At 40.2% G+C, this 15,713-nt stretch carries 20 protein-coding genes; 18 read left to right on the top strand and 2 right to left on the bottom strand.

Translation table 11 applies throughout. From position 1 onward, the window contains the following. The first annotated feature begins 12 nt into the window (after positions 1-12). From MHZ95_RS04845 to MHZ95_RS04830, 4 genes are all read left to right on the top strand, one after another. A complete protein-coding gene (locus MHZ95_RS04845; protein WP_239389396.1) occupies positions 13-408 on the top strand; it encodes a DsrE/DsrF/DrsH-like family protein in 396 nt (131 codons plus the stop codon). Between the two features lie 80 nt (positions 409-488). After that, complete coding sequence (locus tag MHZ95_RS04840; RefSeq protein ID WP_239389395.1) at positions 489-1,616, top strand: MBL fold metallo-hydrolase; 1,128 nt, start codon at positions 489-491, stop codon at positions 1,614-1,616. Positions 1,617-1,639: 23 nt separating this feature from the next. Further along, a complete protein-coding gene (locus MHZ95_RS04835; protein ID WP_239389394.1) occupies positions 1,640-1,867 on the top strand; it encodes a sulfurtransferase TusA family protein in 228 nt (75 codons plus the stop codon). A 63-nt stretch (positions 1,868-1,930) separates the two neighbouring features. Then, positions 1,931-2,710 carry a sulfite exporter TauE/SafE family protein gene (locus MHZ95_RS04830; RefSeq protein ID WP_239389393.1) on the top strand — a complete coding sequence of 260 codons (780 nt, stop codon included), beginning with the start codon at positions 1,931-1,933 and terminating at the stop codon, positions 2,708-2,710. Between the two features lie 71 nt (positions 2,711-2,781). Here the strand turns inward: MHZ95_RS04830 and MHZ95_RS04825 are convergent, their stop codons facing one another. After that, the gene (locus MHZ95_RS04825; RefSeq protein WP_239389392.1) at positions 2,782-3,561 is read right to left on the bottom strand and encodes an MBL fold metallo-hydrolase; all 780 of its coding nucleotides are present in this window, start codon (positions 3,559-3,561) and stop codon (positions 2,782-2,784) included. Between the two features lie 119 nt (positions 3,562-3,680). Here MHZ95_RS04825 and MHZ95_RS04820 point away from each other — a divergent pair, with 119 nt between their 5' ends. The 11 genes from MHZ95_RS04820 to MHZ95_RS04770 all read left to right on the top strand — a co-directional run bounded on the left by MHZ95_RS04820 (position 3,681) and on the right by MHZ95_RS04770 (position 11,690). Then, positions 3,681-4,091: an Lrp/AsnC family transcriptional regulator gene (locus tag MHZ95_RS04820; protein ID WP_239389391.1), complete on the top strand. Its 411-nt coding sequence runs from the start codon at positions 3,681-3,683 to the stop codon at positions 4,089-4,091. Between the two features lie 200 nt (positions 4,092-4,291). Then, complete coding sequence (locus MHZ95_RS04815; protein ID WP_239389390.1) at positions 4,292-4,552, top strand: metal-sensitive transcriptional regulator; 261 nt, start codon at positions 4,292-4,294, stop codon at positions 4,550-4,552. A gap of 136 nt (positions 4,553-4,688) precedes the next feature. Beyond that, positions 4,689-5,054, top strand: a complete 366-nt coding sequence (locus tag MHZ95_RS04810; RefSeq protein ID WP_239389389.1) for a rhodanese-like domain-containing protein — start codon at positions 4,689-4,691, stop codon at positions 5,052-5,054. 91 nt (positions 5,055-5,145) lie between these two features. Beyond that, a complete protein-coding gene (locus tag MHZ95_RS04805) occupies positions 5,146-5,580 on the top strand; it encodes an OsmC family protein (RefSeq protein ID WP_239389388.1) in 435 nt (144 codons plus the stop codon). Between the two features lie 66 nt (positions 5,581-5,646). Further along, positions 5,647-6,774, top strand: coding sequence for an MBL fold metallo-hydrolase (locus MHZ95_RS04800; RefSeq protein ID WP_239389387.1), 1,128 nt, complete (start codon positions 5,647-5,649; stop codon positions 6,772-6,774). Between the two features lie 143 nt (positions 6,775-6,917). After that, positions 6,918-7,529, top strand: a complete 612-nt coding sequence (locus tag MHZ95_RS04795; RefSeq protein WP_239389386.1) for an SAM-dependent methyltransferase — start codon at positions 6,918-6,920, stop codon at positions 7,527-7,529. 372 nt (positions 7,530-7,901) lie between these two features. Further along, on the top strand, positions 7,902-8,543 hold the full coding sequence (locus tag MHZ95_RS04790) for a YfhO family protein (RefSeq protein ID WP_239389385.1): 642 nt from the start codon (positions 7,902-7,904) through the stop codon (positions 8,541-8,543). Next, positions 8,544-9,302: a cytochrome c biogenesis CcdA family protein gene (locus MHZ95_RS04785; RefSeq protein WP_239389384.1), complete on the top strand. Its 759-nt coding sequence runs from the start codon at positions 8,544-8,546 to the stop codon at positions 9,300-9,302. 18 nt (positions 9,303-9,320) lie between these two features. After that, the gene (locus MHZ95_RS04780) at positions 9,321-9,893 is read left to right on the top strand and encodes a TlpA disulfide reductase family protein (RefSeq protein WP_239389383.1); all 573 of its coding nucleotides are present in this window, start codon (positions 9,321-9,323) and stop codon (positions 9,891-9,893) included. Between the two features lie 41 nt (positions 9,894-9,934). After that, entirely contained in the window at positions 9,935-10,621 is a 687-nt protein-coding gene (locus MHZ95_RS04775) for a response regulator transcription factor (RefSeq protein WP_239389382.1), read from the top strand. After that, positions 10,605-11,690, top strand: coding sequence for a sensor histidine kinase (locus MHZ95_RS04770; protein WP_239389381.1), 1,086 nt, complete (start codon positions 10,605-10,607; stop codon positions 11,688-11,690). Before MHZ95_RS04775 ends, MHZ95_RS04770 begins: the two co-directional genes overlap by 17 nt. A gap of 250 nt (positions 11,691-11,940) precedes the next feature. Here the strand turns inward: MHZ95_RS04770 and MHZ95_RS04765 are convergent, their stop codons facing one another. After that, on the bottom strand, positions 11,941-12,807 hold the full coding sequence (locus MHZ95_RS04765) for a DMT family transporter (protein WP_239389380.1): 867 nt from the start codon (positions 12,805-12,807) through the stop codon (positions 11,941-11,943). Between the two features lie 116 nt (positions 12,808-12,923). Between MHZ95_RS04765 and MHZ95_RS04760 the strand changes: the two genes are divergently transcribed. The 3 genes from MHZ95_RS04760 (at position 12,924) to MHZ95_RS04750 (ending at position 15,532) form a co-directional block, all read left to right on the top strand. Beyond that, positions 12,924-13,793 (top strand): LysR family transcriptional regulator, encoded by an 870-nt coding sequence (locus MHZ95_RS04760; RefSeq protein WP_239389379.1) that lies wholly within the window; start codon positions 12,924-12,926, stop codon positions 13,791-13,793. 118 nt (positions 13,794-13,911) lie between these two features. Then, entirely contained in the window at positions 13,912-14,352 is a 441-nt protein-coding gene (locus MHZ95_RS04755) for a MarR family winged helix-turn-helix transcriptional regulator (protein WP_239389378.1), read from the top strand. Then, on the top strand, positions 14,345-15,532 hold the full coding sequence (locus tag MHZ95_RS04750) for an MFS transporter (RefSeq protein WP_239389377.1): 1,188 nt from the start codon (positions 14,345-14,347) through the stop codon (positions 15,530-15,532). Before MHZ95_RS04755 ends, MHZ95_RS04750 begins: the two co-directional genes overlap by 8 nt. Positions 15,533-15,713 lie beyond the last annotated feature (181 nt).

Here is a 15,713-nt window from a genome sequence, read left to right as displayed (position 1 = left end):
GAGGAATTGATGATGTCAGAAAAAGTAGCTATTATTGCAGCAAACGGTGGAATGTTTGATGCTTACAAAGTATTCAATATCGCAACGGCAGCAGCAGCTTCAGAAAAAGAGGTACAAATCTTCTTCACGTTTGAAGGGTTGAACTTAATTCACAAGCAAGCCATGCATACATTAGAAATGCCAGCTGGAAAGGAACATTTCGCCGAAGGCTTTGAAAAAGCGAATGTTCCCAGCATTCCACAACTCGTAGAAATTGCGCAAGATCTTGGTGTGAAATTTATTGCTTGTCAAATGACAATGGATGTGATGGGGCTAACCAAAGAAGATTTCGTGGATGGAATCGAAGTGGGTGGAGCCGTAACATTCCTAGAGTTCGCTAAAGATGCGGCGCCAACATTAACATTCTAATCAGAAAAACTTCATGCAGTGGGGGAACTTCCCTCACTGCAAAAAAATCGACACTAATATACCTAGGGGGGTAAGAGAAGATGACTGTAAACAAATGGACAGCAGCACAAGTTGCTCGAAAAGTAATTGATAACGAAGAACTATTTATTTTAGACGTACGTAACGGAGATGCGTTTGAAGATTGGAAAATTGAAGGGCATAAATTTGAGTATTTAAATATTCCTTACTTTGAATTATTAGATGGTGTGGAAGAAATTCTATCGAAACTTCCGACGGATAAAGATGTCCTAGTCGTCTGTGCGAAAGAAGGGTCTTCTATCATGGTAGCAGAAATGCTATCTGAAGCTGGTCGTGAAGTGGCCTACCTTGAAGGTGGTATGAAATCTTGGAGCAGCTACTTAGAACCAATAAAAGTGGCTGACTTAAAAAATGGCGGTGAACTTTACCAATTTGTTCGTCTAGGTAAAGGTTGCCTATCCTATATGGTGATTTCCGGAGGAGAAGCAGCAATTATTGATGCAGTCCGTTTCACGGATGTATTCATAAACTTTGCAAAAGAAAAAGGTGTAGAAATCAAGCATGTGTTTGACACACACTTACACGCAGACCATATTTCAGGTGGACGTCACATCGCAACCGAAACAGGCGCAACTTACTATTTACCACCAAAAGACGCGACAGAAGTGGTGTTTGATTACACGCCACTCACGGATGACCTAAACGTGAAAATCGGTGCATCTCAAATTGATGTAAATGCACTGTACTCACCTGGTCATACGATTGGTTCTACATCATTTATTATTGATGCTCAATTTTTACTAACAGGAGATATTTTGTTTATTGACTCCATCGGTCGTCCAGACCTAGCGGGGCTAGCGGAAGATTGGGTAGGGGATTTACGCGAAACATTATATTCCGGTTACCGTGAACTGGCAGAAGACCTGGTCGTATTACCTGCACATTTCATGATCATTGATGAATTGAATGAAGATGGAACGGTAGCAAGACGTCTTGGTGATCTATTTAAAGAAAATCATGGGCTGAACATCGATGACGAAGAAGAATTCCGTCGTACGGTGTCAGATAACTTACCCCCACAACCAAATGCGTACGAACAAATCCGTCAAGTCAATATGGGTAAAATCAATCCTGACAATGATGAACAAACCGAAATGGAAATTGGACCGAATCGCTGTGCGGTTCGATAAAAATGAATAAAGGAGTCATTCACATGAACATTACAAAAACACTAGATGCAAAAGGACTTGCATGTCCAATGCCGGTCGTTAGAACAAAAAAAGCGATGGATACGATGAACTCCGGTGAAGTACTTGAAGTGCTGGCAACGGACAAAGGTGCGCTAAGTGATATCCCGGCATGGGCAAAATCGGGTGGCCACACGATAGTAGAGCAAAAAACAGAAGAAGACGTGCTCTATTTCTATATTCAAAAAGCATAATGAAAATCAAATAGCGAGTAGCTATCAATACTCGCTATTTTACTTTGGAAAGAAGGGTAATCCATGGATTTAACATTTATCATCGTCGTATTTGCTATTGGATTTATCGGCTCTTTTTTATCCGGTATGTTAGGTGTTGGTGGTTCGATCATTAAATATCCAATGCTGTTATATATACCTCCCATGTTCGGCCTTGTAGCCTTTACAGCCCATGAGGTATCAGGTATCAGTGCGGTACAAGTACTGTTTGCTTCCCTTGCCGGAGTCTGGGCATACCGAAAAGGCGGCTATCTGAACAAACCACTCATCATTTATATGGGAGGAGCCATCTTACTTGGGAGTTTACTTGGTAGTTATGGCTCTAGCTATTTATCAGAACAAGCGGTGAATGTCGTATATGGTATTCTTGCCGTCATTGCTGCAGTGATGATGTTTGTACCGAAAAAGCCAGTAGATGATATCCCGCTAAATGAAGTGACATTTAATAAGCCAATCGCAACCATCTTAGCTTTAATAGTAGGAATCGCATCTGGTATAGTCGGTGCCGCAGGCGGATTCCTACTCGTACCGATCATGTTGACCGTCCTGCATATACCAACACGAATGACGATTGTAACAAGTCTAGCCGTTACGTTTATTTCTTCAAGCGGAGGGAGTGTAGGTAAACTCGTTACTGGTCAAGTGGCTTATTGGCCAGCCATTATTATGATTGTGGCAAGCCTGCTCGCAGCGCCGCTTGGAGCGAAAGCCGGTAAGAACATGGATACAAAAGTTTTACAAGTTATTTTAGCAATTCTGATTGCAGGTACGGCAGTGAAGATTTGGTTTGATATTTTGGTGTAGTTGATTGAAGCCCATGACAGTATCAAAATAAAAAACAGACAGAAATGTTGTTTTTTCTGTCTGTTTCATGCTTAAAATGTGTAAGATTCGCCGTCATCTGGCACTAATACATTAGAAGAAATCCCTTTTTCATTCGTAAAGTTTCTTAATTCTTCTCTTGATAATGTCCAGTGATTGACCGCTTCCATATGGGTTGAAATAATTTTTGCATTTGGGGACGCTTTATACACTTCATAGATATCCTCTTTCCCCATGACGAGTGAACCGCCTTCCAAAAATTGATTGTCTCCACCATTGACCACAATGACTTCTGGTTTATGTGATTCGATCACTTCTTGAACAGCAGCATACCAAACCGTATCTCCAGCTAGATATAACGTTTTTTCATCAGGGTGCTTGAAGACAACACCACACACTTGTCCCGCAAGTTCTACTAGTGGGCCTCTCCCATGTTCACCCTTTGTTTTAATGAATTGGATGCCTTCAAACACTGTATTCTCTTGTAAAATCTCAATATTGGTGAAACCAGCGTTTTGAATGACTGATGCATCCTCATCATTTTGTACAAACAATTGAATATCTTTTGGCAATGCTTCTATAGCCGCATCATCCCAGTGGTCTAAATGGAGATGAGTGACAATGACAGCGTCAAGATTGGACACGATATTATCAATAGACGTTGGAAGGCCAACTAAAGGATTGTTTTGATCTTGTCTTGGTGCAGGGGGAAATCCTCCTTGAGGTCCGAAAGGTGGATAAGCTCCTTTCTCTGCTAACATAGGATCAATTAAAAACTTTTTCCCAGCATATTGTACTACGAGTGTAGCATTTCGAATAAGTTGAATATCCATAATAACATCTCCTCTTTCCTTTGATTCAGGTATAGTTTATACTATGGGCAATTAGGTGATACAGAGGAAAAATCAAGTCTTTTTACAGTTTGACTTGATTATTGAAAGGATTTGAAAAAATGTTGGATGACACGGATCTGCTTATCTTAGATGAACTAGCTAAAAACAGCCGGATTACAATGAAAGAATTAGGTGAGAAAGTCCATTTGACCGGACAAGCCACTTCGGCGAGAGTTGCAAAACTAGAGGATAACGGAGTGATAGAGGGGTATACCATCCAAGTTAATCAAGACAAGTTAGGGTATGTTACGCATGCTTTTATTACGATCATGACAGAAGGCACTTACCATCAACCGTATCTGTCATTCTTAAAAACACAAGAACCCTATGTAATTCACAACTATAAAATCAGTGGAGATGGTTGTTATCTTCTCGAATGCAAATTTCCATCCAATGCAGAACTGGATCAATTCCTAGAAGATTTAAATAAGCACGTGAACTATAAGTTGTCGATTGTCATTAATAAATAATGCATTTTGATAAGAATGGGGGATTTCAACTTCATACACATCAACCATTGTGAGCAGCTTCAGTGTCCGAAGTTGACAATATACCTGCAAGGGTATAAAATGGTGTTAGGCTTTTTTGATGCATAAAATATAAAATGCTATTTTTTATGAACTGATTGTAAATCTCATCAAGAATAACAGCATAGTGGAGGTGAATACTCATGGAATACAATGATCAAATGAAAAACAGAGTCAAGCGCATGGAAGGGCAACTTCGTGGAATCTTGAAGATGATGGAAGAAGACAAAGATTGTAAAGAGGTCATTACGCAGTTATCCGCTGTTCGCTCCGCAGTAGATCGAACAATAGGGGTGATTGTCAGTTCCAACTTAGTTGAATGTGTTCAAGAGGCTGAACAAAATGGGGTCAAAACGGACGAACTCATTAAGGAAGCTGTCAACTTGCTTGTAAAAAGCAGATAAGAATCTAATGGTTGACAGCTTTCTTTTCAGCTATTAATATACCTGTAGGGGTAGCGGTAAAAGAAGTTCTGGATAAAAAGGTTAATTTTTTTAATTATATAAATACCTATATGGGTATAGAGAGGTGGAGTTAGATTTGGAATTTTTCAATTATGTCATTATTGCACTTTTCCTGTTTTTCATCTTACAGCGTGTTCTCCCTACAAAAGGTGTGCGGCATATCTCAACAACTGATTTAAAAGAAGAGTTACAAAGCAAGGAAAAGCAATTTGTCGATGTCCGAACACCGGGTGAATTCAAAGGAAATCATATCAAAGGCTTTAAAAATATCCCTCTCAACCAACTTTCTCAAAAAGCGGATCAGGAGCTTTCAAAGGATAAAGAAGTGATTGTCATTTGTCAAAGTGGGATGAGGAGCAAAAATGCGAGTAAGATATTGAAGAAATTAGGATTTGCAAAAGTGACAAATGTAAAAGGCGGCATGCTTACTTGGAGAGGGTAGTAAGGTGATTTTTTTGAAGGTTTTAATACCTACATGGGTATTGAAACCTTGATAAAGTTAATATTATTAAATTACTGGAGGATTGTTAATGATGGCTGAATTAAAAACAAATTTGAATATTGTTTGGAATGGTGGAAAAACTGGAAAAGGTACACTTACAGCGGATTATCTAGAAACGGACGTTGCTATTCCGACAGCTTTAGGTGGTAGTGGGAACGGGACAGATCCAAAAGAGCTGCTCGTTTCTTCAGCAACAACTTGTTATATCGCAACGCTTACTTATATGCTCGAAACTAGAAAACTACCTGTAGTGGAACTTACAATAAATACTGCAGCTTCTGTATCCAATACAGGGTTTAACATTGCGCATGCTCCACAAATCGTTTTAGCTGCGGATGCCACAGAAGATCACGTACAATCTGCAGAAAGAGCGATAGAAGGAGCAGATAAAAGTTGTGAAGTCGGGAATTTGTTGAAAAAAGCTGGTGTGGTCATTGAAGTGCAAGGGAAAGTTTCTTTGAAATAAAGGGGACGAACAGAAAACTGCCTTTTAAAATTTTTTTAAATGGTATATACCATAGGAGGTAACTGTATGACTGTGAATAACTTGACTTCAAAAGAAGTAACGAAAAAGATATTTAACAAAGAAGAACTATTTATTTTAGATGTTCGTAACGTAAATAATTTCACCGAATGGAAAATTGAAGGGGAAAACTTCAATTATTTAAATGCTCCATACATCGAATTAAAGGATGGTGTGGAAGGCATTTTGGATAAGATTCCTACCGATAAAGACGTACTCGTTGTTTGTGCAAAAGGGCGTTCATCAATCATGGTTGCAGAAATGCTGTCGGAGGCAGGACGTAACGTTTATTCCTTAGAAGGTGGAATGACAGCGTGGAGTGAACATTTGGAACCTGTTAAAATTGGAGATTTAAAAAATGGCGGCGAGATTTATCAGTTCGTACGAATCGGTAAGGGTTGTTTATCTTACATGGTCGTTTCAAATGGTGAGGCTGCCATTATTGATGCGGCAAGAATGACGAATGCTTATCTTGTATTTGCAGATCGGATTGATGCAAAGATCACTCATGTATTTGATACGCATCTACATGCCGATCATATTTCTGGGGGAAGAAAACTAGCTGAAGAAACAAACGCAACCTATTGGCTCCCACCGAAAGATGCCTTAGACGTAACGTTTGATTATCAACCATTAGAAGACGGAAATGAAGTGCTAATTGGCGATACTGCCATCAAAATTCATGCTTACTATTCTCCAGGCCACACGATTGGCTCTACTTCCTTTGTTGTGGGCGAACAGTTCTTACTATCAGGGGATATTTTATTTATTGATTCAATCGGAAGACCAGATCTTGCTGGGTTAGCGGAAGATTGGGTTGGAGATTTGAGGGAAAGTCTATACAAAAGATACAAAGAATTATCGGGAGAACTTATCGTTTTACCAGCACACTTCATGATCATAGATGAACTAAATACGGATGGCAGTGTAGCTGGAAAATTAAATACACTCTACGAAACCAATCATGGGTTAAACATTGAGGACGAGGATGAATTTAGAAAGCTAGTCACTGAAAATTTACCAGCCCAGCCAAATGCATATCAAGAGATTAGAGAGATGAATATGGGGAAAATGAATACTGATGAAGAAACACAACGAGAAATGGAAATGGGTCCGAATCGTTGTGCGGTCCGATAAAAAGGGTACGAGTAATTGGTTCCCTTTTCTAACGGAGGAAAAATGGATATAGGCATTTTGCAACTATTAATTTCAAACAATTAATAGGCACTCATATAGGGCAATTAGAGTTTCAAAAACTACATAGAAAGGATGATGAAAAGTTGAACCATTGGAATACTCGCTTTCAATCAGACAATTATGTTTATGGCAGGGAACCGAATGCTTTTTTATCGGAATTTCAACAGAAAATCAAAATTTCCGGGGATGTCTTAGCTATAGCCGAAGGAGAAGGGCGCAATGCAGTTTATTTGGCAGAACAGGGCCTGAACGTCACTGCGTGGGATTATGCGGAATCGGGACTAGCCAAAACAAATAAGCTCGCTGAAGAACGAGGGGTAACGGTTTCGACTAAACTTGTTGACTTAAACGAAGCGCACTGGAGTGAAGAGGAGTGGGAAGCTATTGTATGCATCTTCGGCCACTTCCCGACAGAACTCCGACAGAAAACCCTTCAAGGTGTAAAGGAAGCTGTAAAGCCGGGTGGTTATTACTTGACAGAGGTCTATTCACATTACCAGATCCCTTATAAAAGCGGCGGACCACAAGATCTGGATTTTTTATACAAGCCGGAAGAGTTTTTGAAAGTCTTTGCTGATTGGCGCATCGTTCATTTTTTCATGGGAGAGGTTACCCGCCATGAAGGTGAACTTCATAATGGACTGTCACATGTGATTCAGTTTGTCGGTCAAAAACCTGAGAAGCAACAGGGTTGAAGTGAAACTATTTGACCCGAAAATTTCATACAGCAAATCAAAAAACGACTCTAAACGATGCATTTGAGTCGTTTTTTTGATGTAGCTAATTAAAATGAATGATTGTCCATTTTCATCAAACTTTCATAAACCTTTAGTATTGTTGACAGTGAGCGATTTTTATCTTCATTCAGCGGAAGACTCCCACCTCCAGAGGTGGCGGGGTGAATGCGGTTTTGTTTTCTGTTCAGCGGGTGTTCAAACGCCCGCTGAACGAAGATAAAGCCTCCGGCGGATGTCACAGATTTTTAGGGGAGCTTTTCGAGCGAGCTCGAAAAAAATCTGGACGCAATTACGCCGAGGCGTAATTGATCTAGGGGGTTCACATTAGCCATGTCAAGTACACAATTGTCCGTCGGTATGATCATTTTAAGTTTGGCTGTCGGTTTTTTCACTTATTACTTCTTAAGTGATTTAACAAAGGAAAAAAAGAAAACTTATCTGGGAGAGCTTTTGGAGCAACTGATGAATTTTGTTATTTATATATGGGTTGGGAAAATTCTTTTAAACCTTTCTGTCTTTATCAAGGACCCCTTGTCAATATTAGCCTACCCAAGTAATTCAACTGCATTTTACTTAGCGTTTTTTGCAAGCGTGCTTACAATCACAATCAAATCCAAACGGCAAAAAATTAAAATCCCTCCATTATTAAATGCTTTTCTCTATGTCTTTTTAATCGCGTCGTTTGTTTATGAATTCATTCAAATCGTATGGAATGACAATACATATTCAATCAGATATATGGGATTACTTGCTGTGCTTATTATTGTGGTCATCGTGAACCGTGATCGGATAGCAATTGATCGATTCAATCTCATCATGTTGGTCGGTTGGACGCTAGGTACATTGGGAGTGGCTCTCAGTATGCCATTTACGATGGTATTCGGCTATACAATATCCCCATGGTTCTTGGGTTTCATTTTAATCGTTTGTTTAACAATACTTATTTTCAAAAAAAGAAAGAAGGTGTCGTAATTGGGAGGAATTGAGACGGATACGATGTTAGTCGTGGGAATGCTTCTGGCCATAGGGGCGGGTGCTTTATCTTTTCTATCACCTTGTGTGTTGCCGATTTTCCCTGCGTATTTATCGTATATCACAGGCATCAGTGTAAAAGAACTGCAGGGAAATCAAAGCGTTAAAATACGCAGTAAATTATTGAGCCATTCTGTATTCTTTTTGTTAGGTATTTCACTTGTTTTTATTGGTTTAGGTGTCGGTGCTTCGTTTTTGGGTCAATGGATTCAAACGTTATTAATCGGTGATTCAGGACTGCTGATCCAACGTTTAGCCGGCGTCTTCATTATCTTCATGGGCCTTTTTGTTGGTGGTTGGATCAATATTTCATTGCTAATGAAAGAAAAGCGTTTCCAATCCACTAAAAGGCCTGTTGGCTATTTAGGTACTTTTTTTGTCGGAATGGGGTTTGCTGCTGGATGGACACCTTGCATCGGTCCGATATTCGGTTCCATTTTATTTTTGGCTGCAAGTGATCCAGGTCAAGGAATCTTGTATACAGTCATGTATGTGATTGGTTTTTCCTTGCCATTTCTTATCCTGACATTTTTCCTCGGATCGACCAGGTGGATTGTTCGTCATAGTCAAGTGATCATGAAAACGGGTGCCATCATCATGATTCTGATGGGTTTGATCTTATTTACTGGTCAAATGCCACGCATCACTGAATTTCTACTTAAATTAGTGCAGGATACGTGGTTTGAAAAATTAGGATGAGAACGGGAGGAATGGTCAATGAAAAAGGCAATACTTTTGTTGGTTGTAGGGGCAATGCTTGGTTGGGCTGTGTTTGAGTTTGTCAATTCATCTGATAAAGACGAAGCTCTAAATACCTCCGAATATGAAAATGCGAATATCGGAGAAAAAGCGATTGAATCCAATGAAGTTGGAATTCGTAAAGGTCAATTAGCACCGGATTTTGAGCTGAAGACATTAGATGGCGAGACAGTAAGGTTGTCAGATTACAAAGGACAACGCGTCATGTTAAACTTCTGGGCAACTTGGTGCCCGCCATGCCGCGCCGAAATGCCTGATATGCAAAAGTTTCAGGAAAAGAAAGATGTGAAAATTTTGGCTGTGAATTTATCTGAAACAGAATCAGATCCAAGGAATGTTCAGAAGTTTATAGACGAATTGAACCTGACATTGACAGTTCCTTTGGATGACGAATCCGCCGTCTCAAACGAATATCAGGTGATGGCTTATCCAACCACTTATATGATTGACGCGAATGGGCGCATTCAATTTGTCACGTTAGGCGCACTGAATTATGACTTCATGGTACAGCAGTTCGAAATGATGCAATAGGCTATTTCTATGGAGTAAACTAGGAATAGAGGTGATTCGTGATGAAACAAACGATTATGGTTGTTGAAGATGATCAAATGATTCGAAATCTGATCGGTATCTATTTAAAGAAAAACAGCTATGAAGTGGTGGAAGCAAGTGATGGGGAAGAGGCGAAGACAGTTTTTCTAGCACATCGGCCTTGTTTAATCATATTGGACCTCATGCTTCCCAAGGTAAGTGGTGAAGAATTCTGCACTTGGATACGTGAGCAAGCGCATAATGAGGTTTCGGTCATTATGCTTTCAGCGAAAGTACGGATTGATGATCGGATTACCGGCTTAAAATTAGGGGCAGATGCTTATATGACAAAGCCATTTGACCCCAATGAACTGATTGCGCAAGTTGAAGCGGTTCTTCGTCGCACGGGACAGTTTTGCCAAAAAATTGTCTATGAAGGATTATGCATCATGCCAAGAAAAGGGGAAGTTGTACTTTACGGCAAAGATATAAAATTAACAAAATATGAGTTTAATTTATTGTATTACTTCATGCAAAATCCGGATATTGTATTATCACGTGAACAGCTTATGGAGCAAATTCATCCGAATATGGAAAGCAGTATAATGGATCGTACCATTGATGCGCATATAAAAAAACTTCGTGAAAAAATAGAAGACTATCCATCGAAACCAAAGCGTGTCCAAACGGTTCGGGGAATGGGGTATAAGTTTGTCTCGGATAAATAAGCGCTTAGCCCGACTCATACCAGCTGGATTTCTATGGCGCTTAACATTTTTGAATGTGATAGTTGTTGTAGCGATAACTGCCCTAAGTGGTTGGGCCATTTATCATACCGCCTGCTTTCTAGCGGCGGAAGTGGGAGGCTTGGATACGCTTCGGCAGCAACGATTCAATCGTACGCTTTTTAACTACTTATGGATCTTGATCATCATAGCAATCTTTACGGGAAGTGTCCTTCATTTTTATCTAATCAAACGCTTTATCAAACCAATCCGAAGTTTGATCCGAGCCACGAAAGAGCTGAAACAGGGTCATTATCCTGATCCAGTGAACGTCTATAAAAATGATGAAATTGGTCAATTGGCTCTCCAATATAATGAGCTTATTGCACAGTTAGAGATGAATGAACAGCAGAGGAACAGGCTCGTTACTGACGTATCACATGAAATAAGAACGCCCTTATCGAATCTAAATGGGTATCTGCAAGCATTGAAAGATGGAGATATAACCGGAGATCAAGCACTTTTTGCCTCCCTATATCAAGAATCGAACCGATTGTCCCAAATGCTGGAACAACTGGAACAATTGAAAGAGTGGGATTACATATCCGTCCAATCGATTGTTGAAAAGGAAACCCATGAAATCAAAACTATCCTCCATCAATGCGTCGCGATGTTTGAAAGGACTTTGGAACAAAAGAATATTCCAATTCTCCTTAAGATCGAATCGTGTAAGTTAGATATCCATGTGGTGGGAATCCAACAGGTCATTAGCAATTTGTTGGAAAATGCTATCCGCTATTATGAGGGAGATGGCTCCATTCTAGTAGCAGGGGAGAAGCGAGGAAAGGCTTACTATATTTCGGTTACAGGTCCTAGCAAACCAATACCAGAAAAGGAAAGAGAAAACGTATTTAGACGGTTTTATCGACTTGACGCTTCACGAAGCCGTATGACCGGTGGCTCTGGATTGGGACTTGCCATTTCAAAGGAAATTATCGAACGGCATCAAGGTGAAATTGGTATAGACACGACGGATGCGGGTAATCGTTTTTGGATTGTGTTACCGGGTTGAGGTAATGGTATGAAAAAGTTGAATGTGGCACTACTGGTAGTTGTGATCTTTTATGATGGTTTCATCAATTGAATATAAATGATAAATAGCCCCGCTTATTATTAAATGGGGCTATTTATCATTTACAATCCGTTTTCGCTTGAATAGGGTCAGAGATGGAAACAACGCCTTTTACAAAGAGGTCTGCTCCTATTTTTAAGGCAAAATGATTCTTTCCGAAACCTTTTTTTCTAAGATTGGTATCTTGTGGCTACGCCATATTCGGTTGCTTTCTAGACGAACCGTTTGCAATGAGTACACCAACTAAAATGAGCAGGGCGCCAAAATAGCCTTGTAGTCCCATATTTTCATGCAGAAAGATGAAGGCAAGGATTGCTGAAAAGACGGGTTCCAGTGAAAAGAGGAAACCGGCGCTTTCAGGTGTTGTATATTTTTGTGCAATGGGCTGCATCACAAAGCCATATGCAGAGCAGAAAAGTGCCATTCCGAGTATCGCAGTCCATTGGATGGCGCTGTTCGGTAAAACAGGTGTTTCAAATACAAAGGCGCCAATGGTTACATAGAGTGTAGCAAATCCCAATTGATAAATCCCTAGCTGCAAGGCATCCACCTTACGTACAAAGCGATTTGTCACAATAATATGGATTGCATAGAAAAGGGCGGCCACTAAACAAAGAAGTGCACCCGTTGTTATCGTAAAATCCTCGCCGATTACAAGAAATGACAAACCGATCATGACTATCAGAACGCCCCAAGCAATTTTGCTATTTGGCAATTTGCGGGTGATGAATACTTGTAAAATGGGTACAAGAATCACGGTTGTACTTGTCAAAAAACCTGCTGTAGAAGCGGTCGTAGTTTGCACGCCATACATGATCGCAAAGAAAATTCCAGCTAGCAAAGCACCTACGATCGCACTGTATTTCAACGTTCTAGTATCGACATGAATAATTTTCTTGGAAAATATTGCGCTCATGACGAGAAATGCAAGACCGAATCGTAGAGCGATGATTGTTAAGGTAGGAATTGCCTCCACCGCAATCTTCATAAAAATATACGATGTTCCCCATGCCAGTGAAACCGTCGCTAAAATCAAGTTTGCCTGTCGTTGAGTCATAGTTGTATGTCTCTACCTTTCATCCAGTGTACCTGTATTGTATCATCCTACTTTACATTAATAAAATGAATGATTATTATAGTACTATTAGATTTGCTAATGAAAGGGGTAAGAGAATGAATCCATATGAAGCTTTTATTAAAATCATTGAAACAGGTAGTTTTACGAAGGCAGCTGAAGAACTTGGCTTTACGCAATCTGCCATCAGCCAAATGGTTCACTCATTGGAGAAAGAGCTTTCGACTACGCTGATTTTGCGCTCCCGTAAAGGGGTTACATTGACGCCCGATGGTGAAGAGTTTTTGCCTTATATCCGGAATATCCGTAATTCACATCGGGAGTTGATCGAAAAGCATAATGAAATGCAAGGATTACAAAGAGGGTTGATCCGGATTGGAACGTTTTCAAGTGTTTCGTGCAATTGGCTGCCGGGGCTGATGAAGGATTTTAAGGAACAATATCCGAATGTGGAGTTTGAATTGCATCAAGGGGAATATACAACGATTTCAAACTGGATTAAAGAAGGGCGTGTAGATTTCGGCTTTGTCAATCCAACCGCTGTATCGAATCTGAACACAATCCTACTCCAAGAAGACGAAATGCTTGCTGTGTTGCCGACGGACCATCCTTTAGCTACGCACCACACTGTTTCCTTGGAAGACTTAACAAATGATCCCTATATTCTTTTGGACGAAGGAGAACTAAATGAACCGCTATCCATTTTTCAACAAAACAATTTAGAGCCGAACATCCAATACCGAGTGCATGATGATTATTCCATTATGGCCATGATCGAACAGGGGCTAGGGATATCGATTTTATCCAAACTTGTCTTGAATAGATGCCCGTATCCTATCGTGACGAAACCGATTGCTCCATCGGTATTTCGTAAAATCAGTCTAGCTTATAAAGATAAAAAGGTGCTCCCGATCGCCAGCAGATATTTTATCGACTTCATCATCGAAAGGTATGGCAAGCCGAATTGAAGATGTTTTGTTGGAATTATAGTATAGATCAAATGGAACTATTAGTTTGCCATTGAATTGAGAAAGGCGTATAGTTATCTATAGTAACTATTACTTTCGGTAACTATATAAGGAAAGGGTGAATAGCTTGGAAGGTTTTTTTCGGCATTTTTTACGTCTTTACCGACCATTGATTACTTCGCTAAATGAGCTATTGAGCCAATTTGAGCTTTCTTATTCATTATGGCAAGTGATTCATTATGTGAAAAACAACGGTTCTTCGACGCTTGTTGATATTTCAACTTACTATGAAGTTGAAAAACCGACCATTACGAGAAGGGTCCACCGTTTGGAAGAACTCCAAATCGTTAAGCAAATACCGGGTACTGATCGACGGGAAAAAATCATTCAGCTGACGGAAAGAGGGGAAGAGATTTACCAAGTATGTCGAAGTAAGATAACGGATTTGGAAAATAGCATGACGGAAGGAATTTCGAAAGAAAAGCAATATGTGCTATCGCAATTGCTTCCTCAAATACGAGAAAACATTCTAAATAAAGAAGGTAAAAAAGATGAATAGGCCAAAATTATGGACGAAGGATTTTATCATTGTATCATCTATCAATTTCTTGATTTCTTTAATCTTTTATTTATTAGTCGTGACGATTGCGGTTTATGCGGTAGACGAATATAATGCTTCAACGAGTGAAGCAGGGCTTGTCACGGGGATTTTTATCATAGGGGCGCTGATTGGACGGATTTTTATCGGACGCTACCTTGATGTGATTGGTCGAATGAGAACATTATATATTGGATTGCTTTTTTTTACACTGGCAGTCGTTTTATATTTTGTCAATATCGGACTTACTTTTCTACTCATTAACCGTTTGATCCACGGAATTGCGTTGGGGGTAGCGAGTACAGCGACAGGAACGCTTGTTACGCAAGCAATTCCCGTTTCACGAAGAGGGGAAGGTATTGGTTATTATAGCATGAGTGCGACATTGGCCACTGCAATCGGCCCGTTCATCGGCATGTTTATGAGCCAGCATACTAGTTTCCGAATGATTTTTGCCTTCTGTCTTGTATTAGGTATCATCAGTCTATTGATCGCATTTCTTATTCGTATTCCTCCAGTAGAAATCCCGGCACAGACAGCCGAGGCAGGGGGCTTTAAATGGACAAATTTTGTTGAGCCGAAAGCATTGCCGATTGCCATTATTACGTTAGCGCTTGCTTTCTGTTACTCAAGTGTCCTTTCTTTTATTACTTTTTATGCGATTGAAATTGATTTGGTGGAAGCGGCAGGCTTTTTCTTCCTCGTTTATGCGATTGCCGTTCTTGTATCACGGCCATTCTCCGGAAGATTATTAGATCTAAAAGGCGCGAACTTCGTGATGTATCCGGCATTTCTCCTTTTTGCTGCCGGCATGCTTCTTCTAAGTACGGCACAGAGCGGCATCATCTTGTTGGTCGCCGGCGCACTGATCGGTTTGGGCTTCGGGAATATGCAATCGAGTACGCAGGCGATTGCCGTCAAATTGACCCCTGCGCATCGGATGGGATTGGCTACCTCGACATTCTTCATCTTTTTGGATGCCGGTTTCGGTTTCGGCCCTTATCTCCTTGGCTTCCTCATTTCGGCAACTGGATACAGCACCATGTATGTTGTCTTAAGCATTGTAGTTGTAGCTACGGCTGTACTTTATTATTTCCTACACGGTAGAAAAGATCGTCTTCTGAATGAGCCATTGAGCTGACAGATGCATGTGAATATTGATCATGTAAATCTGTCAAACGGATAGATGACAGACTAAGAGTCAAGTACAGAGAACATTCTGGGCTTGGCTCTTTTCTAGTAGATTTCTTTCCATTCTTCATTGATGATACGATAGAGGATTTTTCCAATTGATATGTACAATATATCGTGTCGACAGTACA

Source organism: Sporosarcina sp. ACRSM (genome assembly GCF_022346545.1).
In the GTDB taxonomy this organism is placed as follows: domain Bacteria; phylum Bacillota; class Bacilli; order Bacillales_A; family Planococcaceae; genus Sporosarcina.
Note: the sequence above shows the minus strand (reverse complement) of the source record. Positions and strands in the feature narration are given on the sequence as shown.

What these genes read in the sequence shown, in the direction of transcription:
- MHZ95_RS04845 (WP_239389396.1), top strand. Translation starts at nt 13, where the DNA reads ATGTCAGAAAAAGTAGCTATTATTGCAGCAAACGGTGGAATGTTTGAT.
- MHZ95_RS04840 (WP_239389395.1), top strand. Translation starts at nt 489, where the DNA reads ATGACTGTAAACAAATGGACAGCAGCACAAGTTGCTCGAAAAGTAATT.
- MHZ95_RS04835 (WP_239389394.1), top strand. Translation starts at nt 1,640, where the DNA reads ATGAACATTACAAAAACACTAGATGCAAAAGGACTTGCATGTCCAATG.
- MHZ95_RS04830 (WP_239389393.1), top strand. Translation starts at nt 1,931, where the DNA reads ATGGATTTAACATTTATCATCGTCGTATTTGCTATTGGATTTATCGGC.
- MHZ95_RS04825 (WP_239389392.1), bottom strand. Translation starts at nt 3,561, where the DNA reads ATGGATATTCAACTTATTCGAAATGCTACACTCGTAGTACAATATGCT.
- MHZ95_RS04820 (WP_239389391.1), top strand. Translation starts at nt 3,681, where the DNA reads ATGTTGGATGACACGGATCTGCTTATCTTAGATGAACTAGCTAAAAAC.
- MHZ95_RS04815 (WP_239389390.1), top strand. Translation starts at nt 4,292, where the DNA reads ATGGAATACAATGATCAAATGAAAAACAGAGTCAAGCGCATGGAAGGG.
- MHZ95_RS04805 (WP_239389388.1), top strand. Translation starts at nt 5,146, where the DNA reads ATGGCTGAATTAAAAACAAATTTGAATATTGTTTGGAATGGTGGAAAA.
- MHZ95_RS04800 (WP_239389387.1), top strand. Translation starts at nt 5,647, where the DNA reads ATGACTGTGAATAACTTGACTTCAAAAGAAGTAACGAAAAAGATATTT.
- MHZ95_RS04790 (WP_239389385.1), top strand. Translation starts at nt 7,902, where the DNA reads ATGTCAAGTACACAATTGTCCGTCGGTATGATCATTTTAAGTTTGGCT.
- MHZ95_RS04780 (WP_239389383.1), top strand. Translation starts at nt 9,321, where the DNA reads ATGAAAAAGGCAATACTTTTGTTGGTTGTAGGGGCAATGCTTGGTTGG.
- MHZ95_RS04775 (WP_239389382.1), top strand. Translation starts at nt 9,935, where the DNA reads ATGAAACAAACGATTATGGTTGTTGAAGATGATCAAATGATTCGAAAT.
- MHZ95_RS04765 (WP_239389380.1), bottom strand. Translation starts at nt 12,807, where the DNA reads ATGACTCAACGACAGGCAAACTTGATTTTAGCGACGGTTTCACTGGCA.
- MHZ95_RS04760 (WP_239389379.1), top strand. Translation starts at nt 12,924, where the DNA reads ATGAATCCATATGAAGCTTTTATTAAAATCATTGAAACAGGTAGTTTT.
- MHZ95_RS04750 (WP_239389377.1), top strand. Translation starts at nt 14,345, where the DNA reads ATGAATAGGCCAAAATTATGGACGAAGGATTTTATCATTGTATCATCT.